Annotated in this window: 18 protein-coding genes; 6 read left to right on the top strand and 12 right to left on the bottom strand. The window is 39.6% G+C overall.

Translation table 11 applies throughout. The features are described 5' to 3' along the window. Positions 1-2: 2 nt before the first annotated feature. Positions 3-1,346: an MFS transporter gene (locus UB32_RS02255; protein WP_241768409.1), complete on the bottom strand. Its 1,344-nt coding sequence runs from the start codon at positions 1,344-1,346 to the stop codon at positions 3-5. Positions 1,347-1,924: 578 nt separating this feature from the next. On the opposite strand from UB32_RS02255, the gene UB32_RS02250 reads away from it, so the two are divergent. The 3 genes from UB32_RS02250 to UB32_RS02240 are packed head-to-tail and all read left to right on the top strand — an operon-like array spanning position 1,925 to position 4,748. Beyond that, entirely contained in the window at positions 1,925-2,707 is a 783-nt protein-coding gene (locus UB32_RS02250) for a patatin-like phospholipase family protein (protein WP_044390856.1), read from the top strand. A 22-nt stretch (positions 2,708-2,729) separates the two neighbouring features. Further along, positions 2,730-3,032 carry a phasin family protein gene (locus UB32_RS02245; protein ID WP_044390854.1) on the top strand — a complete coding sequence of 101 codons (303 nt, stop codon included), beginning with the start codon at positions 2,730-2,732 and terminating at the stop codon, positions 3,030-3,032. Between the two features lie 18 nt (positions 3,033-3,050). Next, positions 3,051-4,748 (top strand): ABC1 kinase family protein, encoded by a 1,698-nt coding sequence (locus tag UB32_RS02240; protein WP_044390852.1) that lies wholly within the window; start codon positions 3,051-3,053, stop codon positions 4,746-4,748. A gap of 310 nt (positions 4,749-5,058) precedes the next feature. Here UB32_RS02240 and UB32_RS02235 read toward each other — a convergent pair whose 3' ends face one another. The 8 genes from UB32_RS02235 to UB32_RS02200 all read right to left on the bottom strand — a co-directional run bounded on the left by UB32_RS02235 (position 5,059) and on the right by UB32_RS02200 (position 13,899). Then, a complete protein-coding gene (locus UB32_RS02235) occupies positions 5,059-6,597 on the bottom strand; it encodes an acyl-CoA carboxylase subunit beta (protein WP_044390850.1) in 1,539 nt (512 codons plus the stop codon). 44 nt (positions 6,598-6,641) lie between these two features. After that, on the bottom strand, positions 6,642-7,436 hold the full coding sequence (locus UB32_RS02230; protein WP_084221685.1) for an enoyl-CoA hydratase: 795 nt from the start codon (positions 7,434-7,436) through the stop codon (positions 6,642-6,644). Next, positions 7,429-8,349: a hydroxymethylglutaryl-CoA lyase gene (locus tag UB32_RS02225; protein ID WP_198528146.1), complete on the bottom strand. Its 921-nt coding sequence runs from the start codon at positions 8,347-8,349 to the stop codon at positions 7,429-7,431. The genes UB32_RS02230 and UB32_RS02225 overlap by 8 nt, the downstream gene beginning before the upstream one ends. 11 nt (positions 8,350-8,360) lie before the next feature. Beyond that, positions 8,361-8,573: an acetyl-CoA carboxylase biotin carboxyl carrier protein subunit gene (locus UB32_RS02220; RefSeq protein WP_044390847.1), complete on the bottom strand. Its 213-nt coding sequence runs from the start codon at positions 8,571-8,573 to the stop codon at positions 8,361-8,363. Between the two features lie 14 nt (positions 8,574-8,587). Beyond that, a complete protein-coding gene (locus UB32_RS02215) occupies positions 8,588-9,946 on the bottom strand; it encodes an acetyl-CoA carboxylase biotin carboxylase subunit (protein ID WP_044390976.1) in 1,359 nt (452 codons plus the stop codon). Between the two features lie 69 nt (positions 9,947-10,015). Further along, a complete protein-coding gene (locus UB32_RS02210) occupies positions 10,016-11,983 on the bottom strand; it encodes an acetate--CoA ligase (RefSeq protein ID WP_044390846.1) in 1,968 nt (655 codons plus the stop codon). A 36-nt stretch (positions 11,984-12,019) separates the two neighbouring features. Beyond that, the gene (locus tag UB32_RS02205; RefSeq protein WP_044390844.1) at positions 12,020-13,162 is read right to left on the bottom strand and encodes an acyl-CoA dehydrogenase; all 1,143 of its coding nucleotides are present in this window, start codon (positions 13,160-13,162) and stop codon (positions 12,020-12,022) included. Between the two features lie 83 nt (positions 13,163-13,245). After that, positions 13,246-13,899 carry a TetR/AcrR family transcriptional regulator gene (locus tag UB32_RS02200; protein ID WP_044390842.1) on the bottom strand — a complete coding sequence of 218 codons (654 nt, stop codon included), beginning with the start codon at positions 13,897-13,899 and terminating at the stop codon, positions 13,246-13,248. Positions 13,900-14,281: 382 nt separating this feature from the next. Here UB32_RS02200 and UB32_RS02195 point away from each other — a divergent pair, with 382 nt between their 5' ends. Both UB32_RS02195 and UB32_RS02190 read left to right on the top strand, forming a co-directional pair. Next, the gene (locus UB32_RS02195) at positions 14,282-15,070 is read left to right on the top strand and encodes an SDR family NAD(P)-dependent oxidoreductase (protein WP_044390840.1); all 789 of its coding nucleotides are present in this window, start codon (positions 14,282-14,284) and stop codon (positions 15,068-15,070) included. Between the two features lie 5 nt (positions 15,071-15,075). Further along, positions 15,076-16,062 carry an aldo/keto reductase gene (locus tag UB32_RS02190; RefSeq protein WP_044390838.1) on the top strand — a complete coding sequence of 329 codons (987 nt, stop codon included), beginning with the start codon at positions 15,076-15,078 and terminating at the stop codon, positions 16,060-16,062. 772 nt (positions 16,063-16,834) lie between these two features. Here UB32_RS02190 and UB32_RS02185 read toward each other — a convergent pair. The 3 genes from UB32_RS02185 to UB32_RS02175 all read right to left on the bottom strand — a co-directional run bounded on the left by UB32_RS02185 (position 16,835) and on the right by UB32_RS02175 (position 18,885). Further along, positions 16,835-17,395 (bottom strand): GNAT family N-acetyltransferase, encoded by a 561-nt coding sequence (locus tag UB32_RS02185; protein ID WP_044390835.1) that lies wholly within the window; start codon positions 17,393-17,395, stop codon positions 16,835-16,837. A gap of 515 nt (positions 17,396-17,910) precedes the next feature. Then, the gene (locus UB32_RS02180) at positions 17,911-18,582 is read right to left on the bottom strand and encodes an HAD family hydrolase (RefSeq protein ID WP_044390833.1); all 672 of its coding nucleotides are present in this window, start codon (positions 18,580-18,582) and stop codon (positions 17,911-17,913) included. Positions 18,583-18,648: 66 nt separating this feature from the next. After that, positions 18,649-18,885, bottom strand: coding sequence for a nucleotidyltransferase family protein (locus UB32_RS02175; RefSeq protein ID WP_084221692.1), 237 nt, complete (start codon positions 18,883-18,885; stop codon positions 18,649-18,651). A gap of 343 nt (positions 18,886-19,228) precedes the next feature. On the opposite strand from UB32_RS02175, the gene UB32_RS02170 reads away from it, so the two are divergent. Next, on the top strand, positions 19,229-19,807 hold the full coding sequence (locus UB32_RS02170; protein ID WP_307192611.1) for a Uma2 family endonuclease: 579 nt from the start codon (positions 19,229-19,231) through the stop codon (positions 19,805-19,807). Positions 19,808-19,883 lie beyond the last annotated feature (76 nt).

The raw sequence follows: 19,883 nt of genomic DNA, 5'->3' as shown, positions 1-19,883 counted from the left end.
AATCACGCAGTCGAATTAGCCTTCTTTTTATTAGGCATCCTTATCGTTAATAAGAGGACTGCGATTCCTACAATTGCGCCAACAACCCCAATCATATGAAAGTGACTCGTTGTTACTTCTTTTCCAAACAAAATCCCTAACAAACTGGAAGATAGAATGGTTCCAATATAGCGGGAAGTCATAAATAGTCCGGACGCTGTTCCTGTTTCTTCTTGAGTTACAAAACTGTATAAGGCTGTTTGCATCCCAATATTATTAAAACCGTTACTCACTCCGAGAATAGAAAGGGCAAAGAAAATCCAGACATAGCTCGAATCAGGACGAATCGTAAGTAACATTAAGGTTCCTAAAATAATACTCACGGAACCAACTAATAAAATTGGTTTCGAACCATTAGCATCAATCCATTTTCCTGCAAGTGGGGCAATGATGACACCAAAACCTGCTACAGCCAACATTAAAATTCCGGTGATATTCGATTCAAGATGCATTTTGTCCTGCAAGAAGGTCGGGACACCGAAAAAGACGGAGTAAAAAACAATGTTGATTAAAATAAATTGCAAATAAACGAACGTTACGTTCTTATTTTTCTGTAAAGCCAAGACATCCACAAACGGCTCTTTGTTTTTAGCTTCAAATAAATAAAATACAATTGATAACAGGATACTTAGAGCTAATTTCCACCAGCTAAAGGCAGTTTCTAGTCCAAGCAAGAATAACAACCAACTAACAATCATTCCTGTAAATAGTAAAATTCCAATGTAATCTAGCTTGATTTGTTGTTTCTCACGGACAGGGTCCTTTGGGAGAACCTTAATCGCTAATAGAAAAGACACGATGATAAATGGAAAGTTGATCAAAAAAATCGCTGGCCAATCTCCAAAATGTATCAAGAATCCACCAATAGATTGCCCAAACGCTGCTGAAACAGATGAAAAGATTGAGAGTGTCCCTAACGCTTTTGCTTGGTTTTCGGTAATCACATGGCGAATGATTCCCATTCCAGCCGGAAACAATGTAGAACTGCCTATCGCTTGGATCATTCGAAAACCAAGCAACCAGCCGAATCCTGGAGAAAAAGGGGCCAGGACAGACGCAATGACAATTAATATTAGACCTAGCATAAACAAGCGCTTTTTCCCAAATAGATCACTTAATTTTCCCATTACTGGTTGCGCAACTGCACTTGATAAATAGTATGTAGAAATGAGCCAAGATGCATCGGAATAAGAAAGTTGAAAATCTTGTTGAATTCTAGAGAGTCCTACGGCGATCATAGAAGAATTTAAAGGATTTAACAAGACTCCAAAAGCCACAGTGGTAATTAACAACATATGTTTTTTCAAAGTTGCACAACTCCCATCACAAGTCCCTATTTGCTAATAGAGGGCTTCCCCTAAAATTCTTGTTGAACTCCTGGACCCGTCCATTTAAAAATTTTTAAAGGCTACCCATTATCTTACTTGACAACCTTTGAAAACTCATTTTTTGGTACTATGAAAATGTATGAAGAATAATAACATCTAGAAGGGGTATCCCTTCCTTATATGATAAACCAAAATAGCAGACTGTCAAAAAAACATGACTCAATCTCCATTGGCTGTTCTTAAAAATATGTTATCATATAGTTAAACTTTTCAGTTATTAGAGCAAACCAGTATAATGCTAAAAACAATCGTTTGTGAATAATTTCACAAAAATTAAGTGTTTAATCGTTCGCATTGTCCACTTTTTTGGTCTCTTATTGGTTTTGTGTGTTCTGGTATGACTAAAAAATGGCAGGTTATAGTATAAAAAAACAAATGAAAAGAGAACCTAAGTTATTTAAGGGAGGAAAGCACCCACAAGGAAAATTTCGGTTACCTTTTTTGTAGAAGATCGATCTGTGTTCTTCCTACGATCATTAATTAGGAGGAAAAAAATAATGAAAGTGGGTTTAGCTTTAGGTGGAGGTGCCGTGCGAGGTCTTGCCCATATTGGTGTATTAAAAGTTTTAAAAAAACATCAAATTCCCATTGATTTTATTGCAGGAACTAGTATGGGAGGGGCTATTGGTGGGTTAGTTGCCGCTGGCTTTGATATCGAAGAAATTGAGGATTTTGTTCTTTCGACCCCATCTTACCGTATTGTTGATATAGGGATTGGAAAACGAGGACTTATTGCAGGGAATAAAGTATATGCGTTGTTGCTTCAATTTCTGGAACAAAAAGGAGAAGATATCAGAATAGAAGAGCTTCCTATTCCATTCCGAGCAGTAGCCGTAGATTTAAAAAAGGGGAAGGTATTTATTTTTGATCAAGGTAGTTTGAGTTTAGCCATTCGGGCAACAACTTCCGTGCCTGGGTTCTTTGCTCCTGTCAATTATGATGGCAAGGTATTGGTGGATGGAGGTATTTTGAATAATTTGCCAGCAGATATAGCCCGAAATGAAGGTGTGGATATTGTAATGGCTGTAGATGTGGAAAGGGAACACGAAGAGCGAGAACCACGTAATATGTTTGATGTAATAAACCGTTCCTTATCCCTAATGATGGTTGAAATGAGACGGGAAAATCTTCGTTTTGCAGATGTAGTCTTTCGTCCCCAAGTAGGGAATTTTCAAGCATTCGATATTACAAAAATTAAAGAATGCATAGAAGCTGGCGAACGGGATGCGGAACATAAAATGATGGACGTGATTTCGTTAATCAATAAAGAAAAACACTAATCTTATGAGGAGGATCACTATAATGAAAAACATGATCAAAAAAGGAATGGCATTAGGATTAGGACTTGTAGTGGCGAGTAAAGAGCAGGCTGAAAAAATGGTAGATGAGTTGGTGAAAAAAGGGGAATTGAGCCGTGAGGAGTCAAAAGAATTAGTTGACCAATTAGTACAAAAAGGAAATGAAACGCAAAAAGAGTTGGATCAAATTGTAAGCAAAAGAATCAAAGAATTGTTTGGTGAATTAAATCTAGCTTCCAAAGATGATATTAAGCGATTGGAACAACGGTTGGATCAATTAGAAAATCGAGAAAATAAACCGGATTGAAATAAAAACCTAGTTGTTATGGAAGGAGTGTCTCCTATTTTTGAAAAAAGAATTCGACATTTTCAGCGCTATCGAGATATCGTAGCGGCATTTTCCCGCAATGGATTCGGTTTTTTGATCAAGGAATTAGGACTTCTTGAACTTCTTTCCTTGCCTAAACGATTATTTGTCGAAGACTATCCAGAGATTCATTCAAAAACGTTGGGTGAACGAATTCGATTGTTCTTAGAGGAATTGGGGCCAACTTTTGTTAAAATAGGACAGATTGCGAGTACACGTCCGGATTTAATTCCTGCTGACATCATTCATGAGCTGGAAAAACTCCAAGATCGTGTACCTCCCTTTTCATTTCAAGAGGTAAAAACCATTATCGAACAAGAATTAGGTGTGGCGATTGACTCTGTATTTGAAGAATTTCACGAGTCCCCCCTTGCGGCTGCTTCTATTGGACAAGTCCATTTCGCGGTTTTGAATTCTGGGGAGCGAGTCGCTGTAAAGATCCAACGTCCTAATATCAAAAAAATTATTGAAACCGATTTAGAAATCCTTCAAGAGTTAGCGTTGCTAGCTGAACTACGGTTGAAATGGGCGGCTCAATATCAGCTACGGGATATGGTTGAAGAATTTTCCATGTCTCTTCGAGCTGAGCTGAATTATACCATTGAAGGACGAAATGCGGAAAAGATCGATAAACAATTTGAAAACGATCCGAAAATCCGTATCCCTAAAGTATATTGGAATTATTCAACGCCAAAAGTGCTGACAATGGAATACATTGAAGGAAAAAAATTGAATGAAATACAAAAAAATGAAGATGAAGAATATAACCATAAAATCTTGGCTGAACGGTTAGTTCATGCTATTTTCCATCAAATTTTGATCGAAGGCTTTTTTCATGGAGATCCCCACCCAGGGAATATCATAGCATTACCAGGAGAAGTCATCGTTTTTATGGATTTTGGTATGGTTGGACGCCTTACTACGGAACTAAAATCTCACTTTGCTTCTTTGGTCATTTCGATGATGCGTCAAAACACGGACGGAGTAATTAAAGCGATTACCCGAATGGGATTGGTGCCTGATGATGTCAATATGCAGCGATTAAGATCGGATGTAGATCAACTAAAGGAGAAATATTACGATGTCCCTTTAAGTCAGGTCAGTCTTGGTGAGGCGGTAAATGATCTTTTTTCGATAGCCTACCAACACCATATTCAGATTCCAGCAGATCTAATCTTATTAGGAAAAACACTTCTTACCATCGAAGGGACAGTCGAACAGTTAGATCCCGAACTTAGTATCATAAAAATGGCTGAACCTTTTGGCCGGCAGCTGCTAAAAGAACGTTATCACCCAAGAAAGGTAGCCGGAAAAGTTTTAAACCATATGTTTGAATATGCGGAAATACTTACGGAATTGCCAAAATCGATCCAACAATATACAACCGTACTAAAAAAAGGGAAAATGCGCATGGAAATTACAATTCCCGAACTTGATCTGTTCTTAACCAAATTAGATCGTATTAGCAATCGATTATCTTTTAGCATTGTCTTACTTGCTTTTAGTATTATTATGGTTGGACTAATTATTGGCTCTGCATTAAGTAGGCAATCGCTCCTTCTCTGGAACATACCGGCTATTGAAATTGGATTTGGAGTAGCCCTATTGATGTTTCTTTGGCTGCTATATTCCATATTCAAATCAGGGAAATTCTGATTTATTTCCAGCAAGAGGCAAGTGTTGGCGTGTGAAAGGGCATTTTTTATAGCACTCATTGGTGCTTGCTAGTTCTGAGGCATTTTTAGCACCGATACGGCTTATTCGTGTCCTCTTTTCTCGATTTGCGGTTTTTTTGGGCACCGATACGGCTCATTGCTTCTTCTAAAGCTAAAAATGGTTTGTGCTGCGGCTTCACAAAAAAGGGTCAACATATAAATTCTGATATTACGAAAAAGGACCTTCCTACCGAAGGAAAGTCCTTTTAAACTATTAAAAACTTTTATGTTGAAATGCTATACACTTTTGATTAAACAGGATATACCCCATGTTTCCGTTCAGTAAATACAAGATACTTAGACATATAAACCTCTAAACGAGCAGCTAATTCTGCGCGCAGACGATTTGGCTCGACGATGTCATCGATGATTAATTCAGAAGCAAGTCGATAAATATCGATATCTTCACGAAATTCCTCCCGTTTTTCCGCTATGAAGGCTGCACGCTCTGCTTCTGGCAGCGCAGCAATTTTATTGGCATAAACTGCATTTACCGCAGCTTCTGGACCCATCACAGCAATTGCTGCAGTCGGAAGAGCAATACAACAATCTGGCTCAAATGCAGGGCCGGCCATCGCATACAAACCTGCCCCATATGCCTTTCGAACGATCACCGTCATTTTTGGCACAGTTGCTTCGCTCATGGCAAAAATCATTTTTGCCCCATGCCGAATGATTCCAGCTTTTTCAACATTTGTCCCAATCATGAAGCCAGGAACATCCGCTAAAAATAATAATGGAATATGGAAAGCATCACAAAGGTTGATAAACTTGGCGGCTTTGTCGGCACTATCATGGAATAAAACCCCCCCTTTTACACGTGGTTGATTCGCGATAATTCCGATCGGCTGCCCATTAAGACGTGCTAGTGTGGTAATCAGCTCTGGGGCAAATAGCTTCTTAATTTCACAAATAGAATCTTCATCAACTACTCTCTCAATTAATTGATACATATCGAAAGGCGCATTTTGGTTCATTGGAATAATATCTTCCATTGATTTTTCAAAAGAAGCTGGTGCCTTTGCTTCTGCTTTAACAGGCTTTTCCGTAAAATTGTTTGGAAAATACGTTAAATAGTTGCGAGCATAAGTGATGGCTTCTTCTTCTGTTTTGGCCAATACATCTCCACAGCCAGAAACAGAACAATGCATTTTCGCGCCACCCATTTGTTCAAGGGTCACTTTTTCGCCAATGACCATTTCCGCCATTCGTGGTGACCCTAAATACATGGAGGCGTTCCCTTCGACCATCACAACGATGTCGCAAAAAGCAGGAATATACGCACCACCCGCGGCAGATGGACCAAATAATAAACAAACTTGCGGAACTTTGCCTGACATTTTTACTTGGTTATAGAAAATCCGACCAGCCCCTCTACGGCCTGGGAACATTTCTAATTGGTCCGTAATCCTCGCACCCGCAGAATCAACGAGGTAAAACATCGGACAACGCATTTTTTCAGCTGTTTCCTGAATCCGAATGATTTTCTCTACCGTGCGCTTTCCCCAAGATCCAGCTTTAACAGTAGAATCATTGGCCATCACGCAAACCGTTCGGCCATGAATTTTTCCAATTCCCGTTACTACTCCATCTGCCGGAAGATCTCCGGCAAGAACATTCGCAAACATTCCGTCCTCTGCCTGAAGGCCATTGTCAAGTAATAAATTCAGACGGTCACGAACGAAAAGCTTCCCTTGTTCTAAGTTTTTTTGATGATATTTTTCTTGACCACCCTTAATTACTTCTTCTTGTTTTATTTGGTAATCCGATTTTATATTTGTCTCGTTCATTGCAGCCCCTCCTTTTTTCCAGCTCAGACACCCTTCAGATCCATTTATTGTCCTTTATACTGTGGAGAACGTTTTTCAGCAAAAGCGTTCAATCCCTCTAAGCGATCCGCCGTTGGAATGAGTGCATCATAAGCCAATTCTTCCATTTTAAGCCCCGTCGCTAAGTCCACTTCAACCCCTCTATTCATAGCGATCTTTGCCTGAATTAAGGCGAGCGGGCCATTTTTCAACATTGATTCAGCAAGTTCGAATGCTTTTTCTAATAAATCTGAGCGAGGAACAGTGTATTCAAACAGACCGATGGTAGCTGCTTCCTCCGCTGTTAATCGTTTAGCAGTGAAAATCAGTTCTTTCGCTTTCCCTAGACCAATTAAACGTGGTAGCCGCTGTGTTCCCCCAGCTCCAGGAATAATCGCAAGCGAAGTCTCAGTAAGACCGAGCATTGCCTCGATTGCACCGATTCGCAAATCACATGCTAGGGCTAGCTCGAGACCCCCGCCAAAGGCGACGCCATTTATAGCGGCAATGACCGGCTGAGGCAAGTCTTCAATCTCTTTAATAGTGCCACCAATTAAGCGGACCGTTTGTTTTACTTCGGAATCTGACATCCCTTTACGCTCTTTTAAATCTGCACCTGCACAAAAAGCTTTTTCTCCAGAACCTGTTAGAATCACAACTCTAACGTTCGCGTCATTTTTAATGTGATAAACCGCATCATGGAGGTCATACAGCATTTGTTTAGAAAAGGCATTTGCTGCTTCAGGCCGATTCAATGTGACAATCGCAATCCCATCATTCCGTTTTTCTATTTGGACGGTTTGGCGGACTGGTTCATTCAAGATATTCGCCCCTTCCTTCTGCTCGCAAAATATCCATTTGTCGGCTTTTCAACTGCTTTCCAAGCGCTGTCTCTATCAGTTGGCCCGACTTCATTAAGGACTGAAAATCAATTCCAGTTTCAATTCCTAATTCGTGAAGCATATAGACCAAATCATCGGTTGCCACATTTCCCGAGGCACCCTTTGCATACGGACAACCCCCTAATCCTCCTAATGAGCTATCAAAAATGGTAATGCCCATTTCAAGCGATTTCACAATATTAGCTAAGGCTGTTCCTCGTGTATCATGGAAATGCATTGCCAGCTTTTCTGAATCAAAATGTAGCAGAAGTTCGTCAAGCAGTTGTTCCACTTGAGTCGGAACAGCAACCCCAATCGTTTCACCTAACGATAATTCATCAATTCCCATTGAAAACAATTGATCAGCCACTGTTCTTACTTTCGATGGAGAGACTGGCCCATCATAAGGGCAAGCAATTACGGTCGATACATATCCCCTTACTCTTTTCCCAGCTTGTTTGGCTTCTTTTACAACTTCTCCGAGGATGGGATACGTTTCTTCAATCGATTTATTAATATTACTGCGATTATGCCCTTCACTTGCCGACATAAAAATACTCACTTCATCTACATCTACTTCCAGCGCTCGATCCAAACCCCTTATATTTGGAACAAGGGCAGCATAAGTGACACCCTTCCTCCTTTTAATCGTCTTTAAAACTTCCGCTGCATCCGCTAACTGCGGGATCCACTTTGGATGGACAAATGAGCTGACTTCAATATACGAAACGCCTGTTTCTGAAAGGGAATCAATCCAAGCAATTTTATCTTCCGTTGCTACTCGTTCCTTTTCATTTTGAAGTCCGTCTCTTGGGCCAACCTCTTTTACTGTGACCTTTTTTGGTAACTTCAACACTTTACCTCCTACTCTATTTCGATGACCGCATCGCTGTCATTGACAAAATCCCCTTCTTGCACATTTACTTTCGTCACCGTTCCATCCACATCGACCGCAATAGGGATTTCCATTTTCATAGATTCAAGGATGACTACATCCTGACCAGCTTTTACTGGATCCCCTTCTTTTACTAGTACCTTCCATACACTCCCAGCCATACCTGCTGCAATTTTTGCCATTTTCTTTCTCTCCTTTACTTTGTTGATGATAATTGAGGTAAATAATATTCGTTTACAAATTGAGTTGTCGTATATCCTGATAAGAATTGCTCATGACTTACTGTTTTGATAAGCATTGGAATATTCGTTTTAATTCCCTCTATTTTATAGTTTTCTAACGCTGATTTTATTCTGGCACAAGCCTCTGAACGCGTTGTTCCCCAAGCGATTAACTTGCCTATCATTGGGTCGTAAAACGGCGTCACTTGTGAACCGGCTTCAATGGAGCATTCATTGCGAATACCTTCCCCATGCGGCAATTGAAATTCCGTTATTTTTCCTGGTGATGGATAAAAGGTTTTTGGATCTTCGGCATAAATCCGTACTTCAATTGCGTGTCCTTTTCGCTGAATATCCTCTCTTTTAAAAGAAAGTCGTTGTCCTGCTGCTACTTTCAATTGTTCTTCAACTAGGTCAAGTCCCGTAATCTCTTCGGTTACCGGATGTTCAACTTGTAATCTAGTATTCATCTCCAGAAAATAAAAATTTTGCTGACGATCGACTAAAAATTCAATCGTCCCTGCGTTGGAATAGCCTATATATTGAGCAGCTTTCACCGCAGCATCGAGCATATTTTTTCGTGTTTCTTCATTAATAAATGGCGATGGAGCTTCTTCGACAACTTTTTGATTTCGACGCTGTATGGAACACTCCCGTTCCCAAAGCGGCACAACATTCCCATGTGAATCAGCTAAAATTTGCACCTCTATATGATGTGGCTCTTGAATGTATTTTTCAAGGAACATCGCTCCATCTCCAAAGAAAGACTCTGCACGTTTTTTATTGCCTGCAAACGCCTTAAATAGTTCTTGCTCGGAGTGAACTAACTGCATACCGATGCCGCCTCCACCTGCGGATGCTTTCAACATAAGCGGGTAACCAATTTTTTCTGCAGCCATAACGGCTTCATTTTCACTTTCAAGCGATGTATTGAGCCCTTCAATAATCGGAACACCGGCTTCCTTCATTGTTTTGCGTGCTTCGATTTTGCTTCCCATCATGGCAATGATTTCTGGAGAAGGACCAATGAATACAAGTCCTTTTTCGCTGCATTTTCTAGCAAACTCAGCATTTTCCGATAAAAGTCCATAGCCAGGGTGAATCGCTTCTGCACCACTTTCTTGTGCTACACGAATGATTTCATCAGCATTCAAATAGCTTTGGTTTACAGGAGGCTTTCCGATACAATAGGCTTCAGTCGCTTCCCGCACAAAAAGGGAGTTTGCATCGGCTTCCGAATAAACTGCAACTGCTTCAATCCCTAATTTTTTGCAAGTGCGGATTACTCTTAAAGCGATTTCACCACGATTTGCAATTAAAACCTTTTTGAACATGCTTTCCATCCTTTCTTCTCTTTATATAAGCATGTTGATTCGTTATGCAACTTTTCGCTACTATGACTCTTATTTTACAGATTTTCGTTCAGCAATCTTCTTTTGTATTTGGGCAACGGTTGTCGGATCTTCCAGTCCTGTAATATCACCAGCTACTGTTCCTGATACAATGATTTCTTTTAATAACCGGCGCATAATTTTTCCGCTGACTGTTTTCGGTAAGACATCGGTAAAAATAATCGTTTTTGGACTGGCAATCTTACCAATTTGTTTTATAATATTGTCATTTATCCGTTTTTCTAATTCTTTCGTACCTTCAAAACCATCAACCAGACGGACAAATACTAAAGGAACTTCCCCTTTTATTTCATCAGGAATCCCGATGATAGCACATTCAGAAACACCCTCACATTCGAGTACAGCACTTTCCATTTCCATCGTGCTTAACCGATGTCCCGCCACATTCATTGCATCATCAGAACGACCAACTACCCATAAATAACCATCATCATCGATTAAGGCAAGATCGCTGGCATAATAACTTCCCTTCACTTGGCTAAAATAAGAGGCATAATATCGCTCTGGTTCTTTCCAAAGGGTACGGCACAGCATGGGAAAAGGTTTTTTCATCACTAAGTTTCCTAATTGACCAGGTTTAACTGGATTTCCTTCGTTATCAACAACATCAAACACTGCGCCTAAAAATGGAATACCTGATGAACCTGGTTTCATAGGCGTCAGCCAGGCTGCTCCTGCGATAGGGGATCCTGCTGTTTCGGTTTGACCCCAAGTATTATTGATATATACCTTTTTCTTTCCTAACACTTCATATGTCCAATGCCATGTTTCTGTATCAAAAGGTTCACCCACAAGAGCAATGACATCAAGACAAGATAAATCAAATTCCTCTAATGGTTTTTCTCCGATGCTTTTTAACATTCGGAGTGCGGTTGGGGCGGTAAATAACTTATTCACCCGGTATTTTTCTATTATTTGATAAAAACGAGTCTTATTTGGATAATCAACTGCCCCCTCATAGACAACAGTTGTTACCCCATTCGCTAAAGCACCGGTAATTCCCCAAATATGCATCGTCAACCACCCGATATCAGCAGTACACCAGAAAACATCATCATCGTGGTGATCCAAATGATATTTTGCATATATATAATTTTGAATGACAAAAGCCATTCCAGAATGGACCACACCTTTAGGTTTTCCTGTCGTACCACTTGTATAAAATACAATCCCGCTTTCATTAGCTTCTAATTTTTCAGGTTCACAAACGATGCTTGCCTTTTTTGTAAGTTCGTGCCACCAGTAATCTCGACCTTCTTGCATTTGAACCTCTGTACTCAAACGATTAACAACAATTACTGCTTCAACTGATGGTACTGTAGGTACAACAGCATCCACCTTTTCTTTTAAATGGATCACTTTACCGCGCCGTTCTGTTGCATCTGCAGTTACCACTACTTTAGGCTCAAAATTGATGAGTCGATCTGTCAATGATTTTTCCGAATACCCTGAGAAAATGGAGTTGTAGATCGCACCAACACGAAAACAAGCTAATACGGCAATAATTGCTTCGGCCAGATTTGGAAGAAAAATAGCTACACAATCACCTTTTTTCACACCAAATGATCGAAGGACATTCGAGAATCGATTTACTTCAGCAAGAAGCATATTATACGTGTAAAACTTCGTATCGCCGTTTTCTCCTTCCCAAATAAGCGCCGTGCGGTTACCTGCACCACTATTTACATGTCGGTCAAGTAAATTGATGGAGGGGTTACTAATCCCGTCTACAAAAAAGCGAAAATCAGGGAGCTGCCCACTAATGGTTTCCTTCCAAGGTTCATACCATTCCAGTTCACGTGCTGCGTTATCCCAAAAGGCTCCAGGATCTTCTTGTGATTGACGAAGGAGTTCTTGAAAAGCTTCTGTGCTTCCAATGGAGGTGGAACGTACTTTTTCTTCATTTGGGTATACTAGTTTACTATTTGAAACAACTTGCAAAATTCCAGTTAAATCCATTTTGAATGCTCCTTTATCCTTATATTTTTTAGTTATTTAACAACCGAGATGTTTCGCAATTACTATTCGTTGGATCTCAGATGTTCCTTCCCCAATTTCCATCAATTTAATATCACGCAAATGTCTTTCTACATCGTATTCTTTCATATAACCGGAACCTCCATGAATTTGAATCGCTTGGTTACACACGCGGAACCCAGCTTCCGATGCGAATAGTTTGGCAATTGCCGCTTCTTTTCCAAATGGTTTTCCGCTGTCTTTTAACCAAGCTGCCTTGTAAACTTGGTTTCTAGCTAACTCAAGTTCCATCGCCATATCGGCTAATTTAAATTGAATCGCTTGAAACTTAGAAATACTTTGACCAAACTGGACGCGTTCTTTAGAATACTGAAGGGCTTTTTCGTAAGCTGCCTGTGCAATTCCAACAGATAAGGCGGCAATGGAAATTCTTCCTCCGTCTAAAGTGTATAAAAATTGACTGAAGCCCTTTTTCTCATCCCCAAGCAAGTTTTCTTTTGGAACACGGACATTTTCAAGGATAATCTCACATGTATTCGAGCCGCGTACCCCCATCTTGTCATAATTACAAGAAATCTTTACCCCAGGTGTGTCAGGCGGAACAATAATCGCTGATACGATATTCCTTCCATTTTCTCGCTTCCCCGTGACAGCGGTTACAATTATTGTTCTAGAAAAACTAGCATTGGTAATCCAGCACTTCTCTCCATTGATAACCCATTCATTTCCATTAAGCTCTGCTTTTGTTCTTGTCCCGCCTGCATCAGATCCGGCATTCGGCTCCGTTAATCCAAATGCACCCAGTGTTTTCCCACTCGCCATAGGTACCAGCCATTCTTGCTTCTGCTCTTCTGTTCCAAAATAATAGATTGGGCTCGCTCCTAAACTAGTGTTGGCTGCATAGCTCAACCCAGTGCCACCGCAAGCCTTCCCAATTTCTTCGACAGCAATGATGTAGGAGAGCGTGTCTCCACCACCACCACCGTATTTTTCAGGAAACGGAATGCCTAACAGTCCTAACTCACCTAACTTTTGAAAGGTTTCATACCGCATTTTAGAGGTTTCGTCGACTTCACGGGCATACGGTTTAATCTCTCGCTCAGCAAAATCGCTCACCATTTCTTTTAACATTTTTTGCTCTTGCGTTAATTCAAAATCCATGTTTTTCCCTCCAGCGTAATCGTTTATTTTTGAAATAGCTTTTTTAGAACGGACTAGTCGGTCTTTTTGGTTGGCGAAATACCTCAATCAACCGTTAATGGAGTATTCTGTTTTTTGAGTAAAAACATTTGAGCTTCTTCCTGTCGCATGCCCTGTTCGGTTAATAAGGAATTTAGCATCAAATCATTAAAAATTTGCGCGATAGATTCCATCGATAACGGGCCGTCTTGGTTAAACCATTTATAGGTCCAGTTAATCATGCCAATGATGGCCATTGCCGTGATGGTTGCTGGTACCTCCGTTCGAAAGTCGCCGCTAGCCTGACCCTCTTCAATGATTTTTACGATCCATTTGCGATAATCATCACGTTTTTCGTTTATGCGTTCTGAATATTCTCCTGTCAAATACGTACTTTCTTGATAGAAAACTGTAATATGAGGCTTATAAATATCAAATACTTTCGTCCAGGATTGAATGGTGGCACCTAAGCGTGAAATAGGTGTATTGAATTGATTACTATTTTGAATTTCGTTTGCTTTTTCGAGAACATAGGAGATAAAAACATCGTGGATGTAATAAAGTAATTCATCTTTTGATTTAAAATTGTGGTAAAATCCACCTTTAGAGCTTCCAGATTCTGCAACAATCTGATCCACTGAAACACCGTGATAACCATATTTTTCAAATAAAACTATGGCCGTGTCCATTAATCGTTCCTTCAGCGATTTCTTCGTCACTTTCATCCCCCTTCCGAGAAAAATACTACCATATCATTTTCAATTAATCAATTAATATTATGAAAATTTTATATTTTCTTACTTTACTATTTCCATTTAAATGCCTCTTCATTTTGCTTTTCCTAACAGACACACCATTTTTAAAACAATCTGTGTCTAAGCTCAATGTGCGGCAGCGACTTCTACAGAGCCATATGGATTTAGTCTAGTGGGCTGTAGTTTTTTTGTTTTGTTAGAACTATGGTACATTAATGAGGGAGGTAAAATGCAGTAAACTTGGCTCCTTTTTTAAAAATCCCGCCATAAGTGTTGAACACGGATTTATGGTTGGGGTTGAGTCGAAGTACTGTCCCTTTGTCTCTAATCAAAAGGAGGAGTTACCTTGTTAGAGAAAATAAGTCTTAAGGAAACATATGCAGTTGTTACCGGGGCGTCAAGCGGTTTGGGCTATGCGATGGCAGAAGGTCTGGCTAAAGCTGGTGCTATGGTTGCTTTAGCGTCAAGAGCTGGAAGCAAATTGACGGACGCTGTTCAGAAGCTCCAGCAACAAGGATTTTCTGTTGTTGGATTGCCTTTAGATGTCCGCCAAGAGCAGTCAGTGGACGAGGCGGTACAATGGGTAAAGAAGGAATGGGGACGGCTTGATGTCCTAGTTAATAATGCAGGCATTGGAATGAAAACTGTCAATCCTGACTTTCTCACGGAGCCGCAACCCTTTTTTAATGTTATGCCCGATCGATTTCGCGATCTTATCGATACCAATTTGACAGGATATTTTTTAGTTTCCCGAGGATTTGCCCCCCTCATGGTCGAACAAGGAAAAGGAAAAATCATTAATATAACAATGAATCATGAGACTATGAAAAGAAAAGGGTTTGTTCCCTATGGTCCATCGAGGGCAGCAACCGAATCTTTGTCACTTATTATGGCGGAGGACCTTAAGGAATATCATATTGATGTGAACATGCTTTTGCCGGGGGGCGCTACTGCAACTGGAATGATTCCTGAAAAAACGCGCAGAGAAATCGAAATGAAGTTCCAGCTGCTTGATCCGATGGTTATGGCAGAGCCGGTAGTATTCTTAGCTTCCCGGCAATCGGATGGAATTACGGGAGAGAGGATCGTAGCAAGCGAATTTGAAAATTGGTTTATTAAAAACAAAAGGATGTGATCGGAATGGATAAAAGAAAACTAGGTAAAGACGGGTTAGAAGTGTCTGCTCTAGGACTAGGTTGTATGGGAATGTCTGACTTCTATAGCGGTAGGGATGACAACGAATCCATCAAAACTATCCACCATGCACTTGAGCAAGGTATCACGCTGCTCGATACAGCAGATATGTATGGGGTTGGTGAGAATGAATCATTAGTAGGGCGCGCAATTGCCGGCAAGCGGAGTCAAGTCGTAATAGCTACAAAATTCGGAAGTGTCAGAGGAGAGGACGGATCCTACCTAGGCGTCAACGGTCATCCCGATTATGTAAAAAAAGCCTGTGATGCCAGCCTTCAGCGTTTAGGTGTGGACCATATTGATCTCTATTACCAGCATCGGGTTGATCCTGGGGTTCCGATTGAAGAAACGATAGGGGCAATGGCAGATCTTGTCAAGGAAGGAAAGGTCCGTTACCTCGGGATGTCAGAGGCAAAGCCGGAAACCCTCCGTCGAGCATATGCCGTTCATCCGATTACTGCGCTGCAAACTGAATATTCCCTTTGGAGTAGAGATGTAGAGGACGAAATCCTGCCGACCTGTCGTGAACTGGGAGTGGGTTTTGTACCATATAGTCCTTTGGGAAGAGGGTTTCTGACGGGAGCAATCCAAAAGTTTGAGGACTTGGCACCGGACGATTATCGCCGATTCTCTCCTCGATTTCAAGGAGAAAATTTTCAAAAAAATCTTGATCTTGTACAAAAAATAAAGGAAATGGCTGAGGAAAAAGGCTGTGCAACCTCCCAATTGGCGCTTGCTTGGCTATTAGCCCAAGGAGAAGATATCGTTCCTATCCCTGGAACCAAAAGGGTCTCCTACTTGATGGAAAACATTGGTGCCCTGCAAATAAAATTAACGAACGAGGATTTGCAGCGGATAGACGAAGTTGCCCCAAAAGGCGCAGCTGCAGGGGAACGTTATGAGGAAACAGGAATGAAATCTGTAAATCTGTAAGAGGCAAGAATGGCAAGAGAGACTTCTCAGCTTAAAAGGGCGCTGAAACAGCCTCTAAGTTAAAAGATCACTTGATGAAGGAAATCACTACAGATAAGAACCCGAAGAAACAGGATAAGAAAAAGGCATGTTGAATCGGTTAGACGTAGCTGATAAAAAACCAAGGTGAAAGTAGACCAAGAGCTACGTTAGGATCTAATGTCTGTAATCATAAGTGATGTGATCTACCTTTGAAACATACGGAGTAGCGGGCATGGTAGCCTCAGTTGGCGATGCCAAAGTTTGTGATACCTGGCTTCTCGGCAGAGAACTGCCCGCGGATATCTCCGTATCAAGTTTTGACATTTATTCACCATTATTAAGTATAAAGTCATAATGAAAAAAATAGGGACTCAAACCTACATATTTTTCATAAACCTTATAAAAATGACATAATAAAACCAAATTATTTCTATCAGAATAGACTTTATTGAAAAAATAGGGTATTTTTAAAAAAAATTATTTTAACATTCATGTATGTGTAGACCAGAAATACATCACCGATAATGAAAATAAGTATTTCATTCTCGGTGAATACATTGAAATTAAATTATCCTATCATGCGGTACTTCTTTTAGGATAATCGTTTCTTTTACACTTAGGATTTGGATATGTTTAATCCCCCTTTCCAACAAATCTTTTTCCACAGCATCAAATGCATTTCTTAACCCATCATTTCTATTAGTTATAAAAATGATCAAGTTCAACATTGATATCAATTAAACCAATTATTTTATATTACTTTGGCATATATACAAGTATCTCTTAATTCATTCGTTTCAGCTGACAATCCTTCATTTTTCAAAATGCCTTCCAAGGTAAATCCGATTCTCTCTGGGATAGCTCGACTCTTCATGTTTTTTGAATCACAACGTATTTCCAATCTTCGGGCCTTTAACTCATTTATTGCAAAATCCATAATACCTTGAACTGCCTCTGTCATATATCCTTTTCCGCTGAAACGAGTATCAATCCAGTAACCTATTTCAAACTTTGAAATCGACCAATCTATTCTATGTAATCCACTGGAAGCTACAAATTGCCCTGTTTCCTTTAAAAAAACAAGTAAACGTAGATCCTCCCTCTTTAAAAATTTAATATATGATTCTCTAATATTTATTTCGACTTCCATTTCCGATTGTTCCTTCTGTGCAAATGGCATCCAAGGTTTTAATTCGTTAATAGAAGTCTTTAAAGAATTATATACTGTCTTTCCATCACCTGGTCTCGGTATTCGGATTAACAATCTATCTGTTTCAAATTCCTCTGGAAAATCATATAGTAATGGATTCATATAACATCACCTTTCATTTTTTAATTTTTTATTGAAAAGAATTGGAAAGTTCTTGATAAATTTGGTTTTGGCTGATAATCGATTTCCACTTCAGACACTCACTTTCCGCGGGGCGTCAGGTGAGCCTCCTGTCGCTTTGCTCAAACCTATTCCGATAGCAACCGAGCCTACACCATCCAAATAAATAATTTCACCCTAAACCCTCACAGGATCGGTTTTTTGATAAGAACATAAAACCTGTCAAAATAACAGGGCTTTCTTGACAACTTCCCGCTCTACACACCCAAACCTGTCAAAATAACGAGGTTTTCTTGACAACTTTTCGCTCTACACACCCAAACCTAGTCTTGTCACATTAGCACATAGCCCAAGGCTTAGGTAAGCTGTTTGCCACTAACTCCCCGAGACGTTTTCCGCCTTTGGTCTATCAACAAAAAAGATTCGTTTAAGAGTATTGGGATTCACGCAAAATTTTCCCGCAATTCTGATATTAAAAAAATTTATTCTAAGAAAAACTAAAGGCGCTTATTCACTTCTTCAATGATTAATAGTAACTCTTTTAAATCATCGATAATGAAATCAGCTTCCACTTGATCCCATTGATTATCTTTTTTCCAAATCCCTACCATCCCTATAGTCATAGAAGCTATCACATCATTTTCAGGATGGTCGCCGACATACATACTCTCATTAGCCGAAACACCAAGTTCTCTTAATGCTTTTTGAAAAATTTCAGGGTTAGGTTTCTTAATGCCTTCCCATTCAGAAATGACTATAGTATCAAAATAATCTTCAATCTCCATGGCCCTAATATTATCCATTTGAAACTGTCCCTTTCCATTTGTAATCAACCCTAATCGGATTGATTTTTCCTTTAAACTTTCTATCGTACTTACTAGATTGGAAAAAGGAATACAACTATTATAAAACTCTGATATATAATCCTGTAGCAACCTCTCCCAAGATATTTCACCAATATTGAATTCATTAACCATTTGTTGATACACTTTATCCTTCCAGACATACCCCCGACAATCCAACTCTATAAATCTTGATATGTAAAGTTCTTTCGGAATATGGTCAAGACCTCCATTAAATCTTTCGTATTGATTCTCTATAAATTTTAATACAGAAGCATCTCTATTCAGCAACGTACCATCTAAGTCGAAGATAACAGCTTTAATCATTTTGAAAACACAGCCTTCATTTATTTAATTCCTCCGCCAATGCCCTTATTGCTTCCGTTACTTCTTTTATATTTTCACTGACCATGGGATATCAAGTCTACGATACTTCAACTTTTTCTCTAATTCTTTTTCATATGTTTCATTAAGATTTGTAGGATCATAAAAAACGACATCTACATCAGGTAAAGGGGTTCTCTCGCTAAAATCATGTAGCACATCCCAAATTTTTGATCGTACAACACCTGCACATACCCACCAATCAGGTAAATTCAATGATTTAGTTATTCTTAATATTTCCATCATCCACTTATCCTCTTGTATCAGTAAAATAATGTCCCTATCGTTCCTTATCAATTTCACACCCCCTCGTACAAATTAGTATCTTACTATTTCCCCCTTTTGTATAAATAATCCTTCTTTCACTCTAACGTTTCATTTGCAAGAAAGAAGTCACTGCCAAGAATTCCGTCAAATCCATGCATTTCTCTCACATCGCCGAGTGTGATACGACAACGAGGATTACTCCATTACTATTGGCAAAAGCTAAAAGATGTTTTTGGAAGCTATTCACCCCAAGTGATTTTGAGGGCAAGATGTGTTTTGTTTTTGATTATGATAAAATATGGTGAAGTATAAGGTGAAAGGAATGATATTAATGACCATTCCGAGCGAAAACCAGAAATATTCATATGCTGATTACCTAACATGGGATGAAGGCGAAAGGCTTGAGTTAATAGATGGGGAAATTTTCAATATGTCCCCTGCTCCTTCACGCAGGCATCAACAGGTTCTCAGAGAATTATCTACTGCCTTTTCAGTTTTCCTGCGAGAAAGAGAATGCGAAGTTTTTTTTGCGCCTTTCGACGTACGGCTTTTAGCGGATAACAAACAGGACGATGATATTAATAACGTTGTTCAACCCGATTTGTCAATTGTTTGCGATAAAGAAAAGTTGGATGATAAGGGGTGTAAAGGGGCTCCGGACATGATTATCGAAGTCCTCTCACCTTCATCTGTTAAGTTAGACCGTTGGAAGAAATATCAGCTTTACGAAAAAGCGGGTGTAAACGAATACTGGCTTGTTGATCCAGTTAACCATTCTGTAGAAATACATCTTTTAAACGATGCTCAATACAAGTTTCAAGGAGTCTTTATAAAAGATGATACAGTATCCGTCAATCTTTTTCCCGATTTTGCATTAGATCTGAATCAAATATTTGTATAGATAACTTATTATTTTTAACGGATTTCCGAAAGAAGTCTCCCATCCTCAAGGAATGGGAAGGGCTAAAGCCCAATGA

The sequence above is a fragment of the Mesobacillus subterraneus genome (assembly GCF_000934845.1).
GTDB lineage: Bacteria > Bacillota > Bacilli > Bacillales > Cytobacillaceae > Mesobacillus > Mesobacillus stamsii.
This window is presented reverse-complemented; position numbering and strand designations above follow the sequence as displayed.